At 47.2% G+C, this 9,551-nt stretch carries 5 protein-coding genes; 4 read left to right on the top strand and 1 reads right to left on the bottom strand.

Annotated elements, in window-relative coordinates; all coding sequences use genetic code 11:
* Window positions 1-222: 222 nt before the first annotated feature.
* The 3 genes from QUA40_RS19805 (at window position 223) to QUA40_RS19795 (ending at window position 4,945) form a co-directional block, all read left to right on the top strand.
* Window positions 223-2,550 carry a S8 family serine peptidase gene (locus QUA40_RS19805; protein ID WP_333128896.1) on the top strand — a complete coding sequence of 776 codons (2,328 nt, stop codon included), beginning with the start codon at window positions 223-225 and terminating at the stop codon, window positions 2,548-2,550.
* A gap of 507 nt (window positions 2,551-3,057) precedes the next feature.
* A complete protein-coding gene (locus tag QUA40_RS19800; RefSeq protein ID WP_333128894.1) occupies window positions 3,058-3,903 on the top strand; it encodes a glycoside hydrolase family protein in 846 nt (281 codons plus the stop codon).
* Between the two features lie 139 nt (window positions 3,904-4,042).
* Window positions 4,043-4,945: a peptidoglycan-binding protein gene (locus QUA40_RS19795; protein ID WP_333128892.1), complete on the top strand. Its 903-nt coding sequence runs from the start codon at window positions 4,043-4,045 to the stop codon at window positions 4,943-4,945.
* 201 nt (window positions 4,946-5,146) lie between these two features.
* Here the strand turns inward: QUA40_RS19795 and QUA40_RS19790 are convergent, their stop codons facing one another.
* The gene (locus tag QUA40_RS19790; RefSeq protein ID WP_333128890.1) at window positions 5,147-5,626 is read right to left on the bottom strand and encodes a hypothetical protein; all 480 of its coding nucleotides are present in this window, start codon (window positions 5,624-5,626) and stop codon (window positions 5,147-5,149) included.
* 797 nt (window positions 5,627-6,423) lie between these two features.
* Between QUA40_RS19790 and QUA40_RS19785 the strand changes: the two genes are divergently transcribed.
* The coding region (locus QUA40_RS19785; RefSeq protein ID WP_333128888.1) for an nSTAND1 domain-containing NTPase at window positions 6,424-9,551 on the top strand (3,128 nt) is incomplete at its 3' end.

The following is a 9,551-nucleotide window of genomic DNA, read 5'->3' as shown; positions in this document are numbered from 1 at the left end:
ATGGTTCTTGGGGGGGGTCCCGCCCGCCCGACCAGAAAGGGCGGGCGGCACACCCCACAAACTTGTGTAAATTATTTAATTCGCGATCCTAAGTCCGAGGCGGACTGATGGAAAAACTACCGCTGTTAGTTACAGCTTCAAACCCCGCATGGTAAAAACCTCCCTGACAGCTTATAAATAGGTGTGATAAATCTACATACAAATTAAACAGGAACATTTCTGATGGTACAACCAAGCAAACCCACCTCCGAGACTATCCAAAATTATCAAGGAATTGGAGTCCCCGATGAAAGTCTGGCAGTGATTTTGCAGCGCGGCGGCGACGAATTGCTGCTGTCAAAAGCTGACGATCGCTTTACAGTCCGCCCCTCATCAACAGCATCAGCCTCAAACGATTGGGCTGCAACAACTGGGGCAAAACTCAACCGCCGCGTCGGCCAAAGCAATCTCGATGAATATCTCGTTGCGCCCGATCGCCTAGAAGCAGCAATGCAAACAGCCCGCGCCAGCGATGCCGTAGCTTTTGCCAGCCACGTCTATTGCCCCGCGAACAATCCGAGTACATTCTTTTATTTAACCAACCAAATTACCATTCAATTTGGCGAACAAGTAGATGAACAATCGCGAAAGGCGATCGCCAATGCAGCATCTTTAAAAATAGTCCGGCCAGTAGAAGGAATTCCCAACACTTTCGTCTGCGAGGTCACAAAACAAGCAACAGAAAACCCGGTCAAAATTGCCAACCGCCTGACAAGATATCCAGAAGTTCTCGTAGCGGAACCCAACATTTTAGTAGAGACGCAGCAGCATTACACGCCCCGCGATCCGCTTTATCCCAAACAGTGGTATCTAAACAACAAAGGCGGCAACGAACTTGTCGGCGGTGCTCAAATTTATGCAGAACCAGCTTGGAACATGACTCGCGGAGTTCGATCGATCGTAATTGCGATCGCCGACGATTCAGTTGACTTGACACACCCAGATTTTCAAGGCCAAGGCAAAATCGTCTCACCCATCGATTTCAAAGACGGCGACACTTCCCCCATGCCAGTCGCAGACTCAGACAACCACGGCACAAGTTGTGCCGGCGTCGCCGTTGCTGAAGAAAACGGCAAAGGCATTGTGGGCGTCGCCCCCGGATGCGCCCTGATGCCCATCCGTACCACGGGTTTTCTCGATGACGATTCAGTCGAAAAAATATTTAATTGGGCGATCGAAAAAGGTGCCGCCGTCATTTCTTGCAGTTGGGGCCCTGCGGCTGTTTACTATCCCCTTTCCCTGCGGCAGAGTGCCGTCATCACCAAAGCAGCAACCCAAGGGCGGGGCGGCAGAGGCTGCGTTATTCTGTTCGCGGCGGGGAATGCCAACCGCCCAGTCAACGGTACGGTTAACGAGAAAGGCTGGCCCAACAACTTCCTGGAGGGTCAAACTAGATGGCTGGCAGGATTTGCCGTCCACCCAGACGTAATTGCCGTCAGCGCTTCCACTTCCCTCAACAAAAAAGCAGCTTACAGCAATTGGGGAACAAGCATCTCGGTTTGCGCCCCCAGCAACAACGCACCGCCGGGAACTTGGTTGCCCGAAACCGGATTTATCGCCACGCCGCCGGAGGTAAGGCAGTATTTGCCCGGTTTGGGGGTGTTTACTGCCGATCGAGTCGGGGTTGCCGGCTACGATTCGGGGGACTACACAAATACTTTTGGCGGTACTTCCAGCGCCACTCCAGTAGTCGCTGGGATTGCAGGGTTGATACTTTCGGCTAACCCCCGTTTGACGGCGCGGGAAGTGCGGGGAATTCTCGAACAAACTGCTGAAAAAATTATCGATCCCGATCCCGATCCCCAGTTGGGCAATCAGATGGCAAATTACGATCCTAACAACGGCCGCAGCAATTGGTTTGGTTACGGGAAAGTGAATGCTTTTAAAGCTGTGCAAGCTGCGGTGAGAAAGGGTGGCGGCAATCCGAATATCGGGGGTCTGGTGTTCAGCGATATTTCTGGACATTGGGCACAGAAGTTTATTGAAGCTTTGGCTGCGGCGAATATAATTAGCGGTTTTCCTGACGGTTCTTTTCGGCCTGATGACAGTTTAAATCGTGCTCAATATGCGGCGCTGTTGGTGAGTGCGTTTAGCCCGATTCCGAGGGTGCCGGCTACAAATTTTATTGATGTTTCTGCTACTTTTTGGGCGAGAAGTGCGATCGAACGGGCAAATCGGGGGGGGTTTTTGGCGGGGTTTCCGGGGTTGAAGTTCGGCCCGAATCAGAATTTGACTAAGAGTGAGGCGATCGTGTCTTTGGTGAACGGTTTGGAACTTAAGGGGGGAAATGCCGATACTTTGAAAGTTTACAGCGATCGATCGCAAATTCCTAATTATGCTTTGAGTGCGATCGCCACAGCAACTAGCTTGAAGATTGTGGTTAATTATCCTTCCCGCGATTGGCTTTCGCCGCAGCGGGATATTACCCGCGCTGAGATTTCGGCTTTGATTTACCAGACGTTGGTGGCGATTAATCGGGCAAAGGCGATCGATTCTCCTTACATCGTCTAGCCAAGAACAGTAAAACTGGTTCGATCGTTCGGACTTCAGTCCTCATAAAATCCGAGGACTGAAGCCGCTATAATTCGCGGCGAGTCAAAGCACTGTGTGCGTAAGTCCTGACGAAGCGATCACTTTTTTGATGATAGCTTTACATATCGAGTTACTTTCCCGGAAATCCAGGGTTTCAGAGTGCGAATTAAAAACTGTCCGGACTATTGCAATAAGATGAGTTACATCTGCAGAATATGAGCCAAAACTGCGCGTAGTGAATCAAAGAGATTGGGAAAGCCGATTGTCAAGGTGAATGAATTTTTGTAAAGGTTTGGGCAAATCGCGCACATTACTGTGGAACAGACCTGTATAATAACCAAATTACCCGTCAAGCCAAGACTTTTGATCGAAATCATTAATTAATAGACTCTTTTCACTCATTTTGAAAATAGGCAAAACTTTTGCGTTCGGATACTCAAGATGCCTCTTTTGACTGAACCTACCTTGTAAAAAGGAAAAACTAAAATGCCAAAAAGATCATTGGAACTCTTGGGCGATGGTCGCGTATACGAAATCAAAGACGACCTAGCTATTAAAGTCACGGAGACTAATGGGCAAGTAAAAGCATTAATTGATGCTTTAAGCTTCAGTGTGGCTAAAACATATCATATTCATCCTCCAGACGAACAACCTCCTGATGTGGTAGAACGCAGAGGTTCAAAGCATATCAATCAAGAAGGTTTCAAGCTTCTCACTAGCTTTGAAGGATGTGAACTCACTGCTTATGATGATGGCGGTGGAGTTTGGACAATTGGTTACGGACACACTGGCGATGATGTTTATCCAGGACTTACTATTAGCCAAACGCAAGCAGAAGAATTGCTGAGGGGAGATTTAGAAAAGTTTGAATCCTATGTTGAGGATGCCGTTGAAGTTGAGATCGATGACAACCAGTTTTCTGCACTGGTTTGCTTCTGCTTCAACGTGGGCCCAGGAACAGAAGGTTTTGGAGGTTCAACTCTTCTGAAGTTGTTGAACGACGGAGATTATCAAGGAGCAGCCAATCAGTTTCCTGTGTGGAATAAAGTCAATGGTGAACCCTGGCTAGGGCTGACACGCAGGCGCTTGGCCGAGCAAGCTCTGTTTTTAGGAATGCCTGCTGTTCGGGTTCTCACACTTACCGAGCCAATAATCCAAGGTGAGGATGTGCGTCAAGTGCAAGAAGCGCTGCTCGCGGCAGGAATCAATGTTTCTGCCGATGGTGTTTTTGGTAAAGATACTGATAATGCTGTGCGACAGTTTCAACAGCAAAAAGGGCTAACGGCGGATGGTGTTGTCGGTGCCCAAACACGCAAAGAATTGGGACTATAAAATCGATTGTGTAACCAATTAGACTGACACAATCAAGTAATTTTCAAAAGCTATGTGGAGGTAAGGTGCGGTGTGCATCGCCTACGAATAGAGTTTATGAATCCAGGACTGACAAAATTCAAATTGATTGGAAAAAAACATGACTAACTCAAGCGACATTCTATTTAATCAACCTGTAATTATCGAAGCCTGTGAAGAATTTGTCCAACGGGATATGTTGGAACTTAGAGGCAGTTTCCCGGGATTGCTCCAAGATGCCCCCATGTCTTCGACTGCGGTGGTCAATGGCTTATCTCAACAGTTGATTTATCAACTGCAACTGATGATGCCAGATGCCTTTGTCAGTTTTGATGACCTTAATGTAGACTTGCTGGATGCAGCTTTTCCCTACGTACAAACGCCGGCAAAAGAGGGACTTCAGAGAGCCATTCAAGAACGAGGTCAAACGATGCAGGTGAACTCTGCCTACCGCACGATCGCCCAGCAAATGTTATTGTATAACGATCGCTTCAACAACTCTAATCCTGTAGCGCCACCAGGCACCAGCAATCACCAAACAGGGCTAGCGATCGACATTGAAGATGCAATAGGCTGGGAATCTTATTTGATGCAATATGGCTGGCACCCATTACCGGGCGATCCGCCTCACTTCGACTACATAGGCGACGGGACGATCGATCTTCGCAGTAACTCAATACTCGCATTTCAGCAGCTTTGGAATCAGAACAACCCTGATGCAAAGATTGGCGAGGATGGCGGCTTTGGCCCCCAAACCGAGGATGCACTTAATCGATCGCCTGCTCAAGGGTTTGCTAAAGCGCCGTGGGATGACAACCCCAGAACGTTGCGCTTGGCGATGCCCAGAATGGAAGGCTCAGATGTCATGAAGCTTCAGGAAGGCTTGAAAAAGGCTGGCTTTGTAGTTGGGGTTGATGGTGAATTTGGGCCGGGAACAGATACAGCCGTCAAGGAATTTCAGCAGAAAAAAGGTTTGAAGCCAGACGGAATTGTCGCTCTCAAAACTCGCGAACAAATGGCTTGAGGTGTTAGCGGGCGATCAAGTTCACCAGACAAGATTGCCAAAATAATTGGGACGCTGCTCAAAGCCCACCCCACAATTTTTTTTTCTTGTGGGATGGGCTTTGAGCAGCGTCCGAAAATTTGATTAAAAAGACTTTTACAAGATATCTACCAAACCTCGAACAGAACTTCCTCCGCCTGCGGTGGATGTTACGTTTATCCCTCAGCTTGCTGGTTTGGGCAGGTTTTGCTGCCAAGTGTCACAAATTTCAGTAGCAGTATAATTGGCAATCTTTTTGACAATCAACGTAGCGATGAGAGTAGCAATAGCAGGAGCGAGTCCCAGTCCAGAGATGAGAACAGGAGCTAACATCCCAGCAGCTTTAGTGTAATTCTGCCCGATCGCTTCATCCAAGATTTTCTGAGTCTGTGGATCGTTTCCCAGAGGTTTGCACATCAGATCGTAAACTAAGGGGTTTACGCGATCGAACAGCCGCTGGCCAGTTTCTAGCAGCCTGGGATCGATCGATGCTCTAGCGGCAACATTCACATCAATAGAATCCAGGGAAGCTGGGTCTATCCCTCTGGTTCCAAGTCCCGCCGCATCATCCCCTATGGCTTGAGCGCGATCGCCAATCTGTGCTGCTAGCTGATCCTCATCAAGTTCCCACAAACTTTCTACAAGAACTTCAATTTCGGCCATGATTGCTTGTCTCCCGACTTTAATTAACTAAAATATTGCTGATTGTGCTTTGCCTGCGAAGCTGATGAGTGAAAACCCGTCAATATAGCTTAACCAAGGCAGAGATACAGATCGGCAATCTTAACCATTCTTTAAAAAAGTGCGATCGACCCATCAAACTGCTAGTAATACCATTTACCCAAAATCACTCAACAGCATTTGTAGGGTGCGTCGCCACGAACAATCCCTAAATTTAATCGACAAAATCGTAGCGACGCACCTTACACATAGAGTGGACGAAACAACTCCAAACATTTTATTATAGCAAGCTTTTTTCTAAACTGTATAAATATGTAATATTTAAATCGCCAGGAAGTTACTATCGAACCGGAAATAAAGCAAACACAGTTAAATTTGTTGAAGAACTCAAGCAAATCAATCCCACTGGTTATGATTGGTTTACATTTTGTCAGACTGTAAAGTTACTTAACGCACCTCAAAGATTTTATTGCCAGCTTAGTATACTAACAATACTCCGGACAGTTTTTGGAACGACACTATAAGCTTTACAGGGCAAGAATCCTAAAAAAGTCGAATTAAATGCCGCGTCAGGGGTGGAGCTGAGATCGATTTAATTATCCGCAGTGACTCAAAGTCAAGCGAGAATAAGCCATTGGGCCATATAAAAACTGTCCGGACTATTGATACTAAGACTGAACTGTATAGTAATAGAAATATCTTTATCCGTTTAAGTAAAAGAAATCTCCTTAAGCAAACAAAGGTAAAAGCTCCCGAAAACCAGATTGATTCCCGAGTGCATGACTAACAACCACCCAGTCAAAACAATTCTGATTCTGGCAGCCAATCCCAGCAATAGCGCTCCCTTGCGATTGGATCGAGAGATCCGGGAAATTGACGAAGGATTGCGACGGGCAAATAAACGAGATCAGTATAAATTAGAACAAAAATGGGCCGTGCGTTCCCGTGACTTTTACCGAGCGATTTTAGATTATCAACCCAACATTGTCCACTTTTCCGGGCATGGTGCAGGAGTAGATGGAATTGTCCTAGAAGACGATACAGGAAAAATGGCGCTGGTACAGACAAACGCCCTCGCCAGTATGTTTAAATTATTTGCCCAGAAAGGTGTAGATTGTGTAATTCTCAATGCTTGTTATTCCGAAGTGCAGGCAGAGGCAATTAGCCAATACGTTAATTATGTCATTGGCATGAATCGAGCCGTGGGCGATCGAGCAGCCGTTGCCTTTGCCGTGGGGTTTTATGATGCTGTGGCGGCTGGATATACCGTAGAGGAATCCTACGAGTTAGGTTGCTCGCAGATGATGAGTTTCAGAGAGCAGGACACTCCTGTTTTGAAGAAAAAACCGTTAATCACTTCAGGAATTAATAATACTTTAATCCCTTTAGAAGAGGTGATTCCGCCCAATCCTTACCAAGGATTGTCTGCCTTTGGGGAAGAAGATGCCGACTTCTTTTTCGGGCAGGAAAAATTTGTCAGTAATTTAGTAGAAGTAACGCAAAAACAACCTTTGGTAGCAGTGGTTGGGCCAAGTGGCAGTGGTAAATCTTCTGTGGTATATGCGGGATTAATTCCCCAATTGCGAAAAGAGGGAAACTGGTTAATTGAATCTTTCCGGCCGGGCAAAGAACCGTTTGTACAGTTAGCTTTTGCCTTGGTGCGGCACTTAGAACCCGAAGCAGGTGAAACTCAACAACTGCGTTCAGCGGTGGGATTAGCAGGTGATATGCGAAACGGTAGAATCACTTTGCAGCAAGTGGTATCTCGCATTTTAGAGCGCAACCCAGGGAAACAGTTGTTGTTAGTTGCAGACCAATTTGAGGAACTTTACACCCTTTGTTTAGTGAAGGAAGAACAGGAACGTTTTGCAGATGCGTTACTAACGGCGATCGAGCAAGAGAATATCAGATTAGTGTTTACTTTACGGGCTGATTTTTACGGTTGTGTGCTTTCTTATCGTCCGTTGCGAGATGCCTTGCAGGAGTATACACCGCAGTTGCTCAGTTCCATGAAACGGGAGGAATTACAACAAGCCATTGAATTACCTGCCCACAAATTGGAAGTACAATTAGAGGCACAATTAACCCAACGGATTCTAGATGATGTGGGGTCAGAACCGGGAAATTTACCATTGTTAGAATTTGCCCTAACTCGTTTGTGGGAAAAGCAGCAAAACCGAGAGTTAACTCACCAAGCTTATGAAGAAATTGGTGGGGTAAAAAAAGCCATTGCCAATCATGCCGAACAAATTTATCAACAACTAAATGAAACCGAAAAAAAACAGGCACAGCGAATTTTTGTGCAATTAGTGCGTCCGGGGGAAGGAACGGAGGATACCAGGCGCGTTGCTAGCCGTGCGGAAGTGGGGGAAGATAACTGGAATTTGGTCAGTTATTTAGCTGGATATCCAGCGCGTTTGGTGGTGACGGGGCGGCAAGAAACGGAAGATAAAGTAGAGGTAGTGCATGAAGCGCTGATTCGGGAATGGGGAACTTTGCGCGAGTGGATGAATGCTAACCGTCTGTTTCGGACTTGGCAAGAACGGCTGAAGGTGGCGTTACGGGAGTGGAAAAATAACAACCATGACTCTGGAGGTTTGTTGCGGGGTGCATCGTTGACTGTGGCAGAAGATTGGTTGCGTAAACGTGCGGATGAAATGACCCAGGAGGAACGAGATTTTATTCAGGTTAGCGTTAAAGAACGGGATAGGGAGAAACAGGAAACCGAACGCAGGCGGCGACTGACAATTATTGGGCTAAGTGGTTTTTCGGTGATAGCTTTGAGTTTAGCAGGGCTAGCTGGTGTTGGTTGGCGGAATGCTGCTATCAATCAAATTAATTCTCTGGCTCAATATTCCGATGCGCTTTTGAATTTAGATGGGGCTAAAGCTCTCAAAACAAGTTTAAAAGCAGTTGTGCAAATGCGGCGTACACCTTGGGTAGATGCTAATACCCACACCTACGTAGAATTGTCATTATTAAATACAGTTTCTAATGTGGCAGCACCAAACACTTTGGGCGGGCATACAGACTCGGTTAATGCTGTCAGTTTCAGCCCCAATGGCAAGCTACTGGCTACTGCCAGTAGTGACCACACCGTGAAACTGTGGGATACCACCACTGGCAAGCAAATTAACACCCTCAGCGGGCATACAGACTCGGTTTATGCTGTCAGTTTCAGCCCCAATGGCAAGCTGCTGGCCACTGCCAGTGAGGACAAGACAGTGAAACTGTGGGATACATCCACTGGCAAAGAAATTAAAACCCTCAGCGGGCATACAAACTCGGTTTATGCTGTCAGTTTCAGCCCCAATGGCAAGCTGCTGGCCACTGGCAGTGGTGACAATACAGTGAAACTGTGGGATACCAGCAGCGGCCAACAAATTAAAACCCTCAGCGGGTATACAGCCTCGGTTAATGGTGTCAGTTTCAGCCCCAATGGCAAGCTGCTGGCGACTGCCAGTGGTGACAATACAGTGAAACTGTGGGATACCTCCACCGGCCAACAAATTAAAACCCTCAGCGGGCATACAGCCTCGGTTAATGGTGTCAGTTTCAGCCCCAATGGCAAGCTGCTGGCGACTGCCAGTGGTGACAATACAGTGAAACTGTGGGATACCACCACCGGCAAAGAAATTAAAACCCTCAGCGGGCATACACACGGGGTTAATGGTGTCAGTTTCAGCCCCAATGGCAAGCTGCTAGCTACTGGCAGTGGTGACAAGACAGTGAAACTGTGGGATACATCCACTGGCAAAGAAATTAAAACCCTCAGCGGGCATACAGAATCGGTTAATGGTGTCAGTTTCAGCCCCAATGGCAAGCTGCTGGCTACTGGCAGTGGTGACAAGACAGTGAAACTGTGGGATACATCCACTGGCAAAGAAATTAAAACCCTCAGCGGGCA

Source organism: Microcoleus sp. Pol11C3 (genome assembly GCF_036701485.1).
Taxonomy (GTDB): domain Bacteria; phylum Cyanobacteriota; class Cyanobacteriia; order Cyanobacteriales; family Microcoleaceae; genus Microcoleus.
Note: the sequence above shows the minus strand (reverse complement) of the source record. Positions and strands in the feature narration are given on the sequence as shown.

Coding starts and splice junctions, on each gene's coding strand:
- QUA40_RS19800 (WP_333128894.1), top strand. CDS start 3,058: ATGCCAAAAAGATCATTGGAACTCTTGGGCGATGGTCGCGTATACGAA.
- QUA40_RS19790 (WP_333128890.1), bottom strand. CDS start 5,626: ATGGCCGAAATTGAAGTTCTTGTAGAAAGTTTGTGGGAACTTGATGAG.
- QUA40_RS19805 (WP_333128896.1), top strand. CDS start 223: ATGGTACAACCAAGCAAACCCACCTCCGAGACTATCCAAAATTATCAA.
- QUA40_RS19795 (WP_333128892.1), top strand. CDS start 4,043: ATGACTAACTCAAGCGACATTCTATTTAATCAACCTGTAATTATCGAA.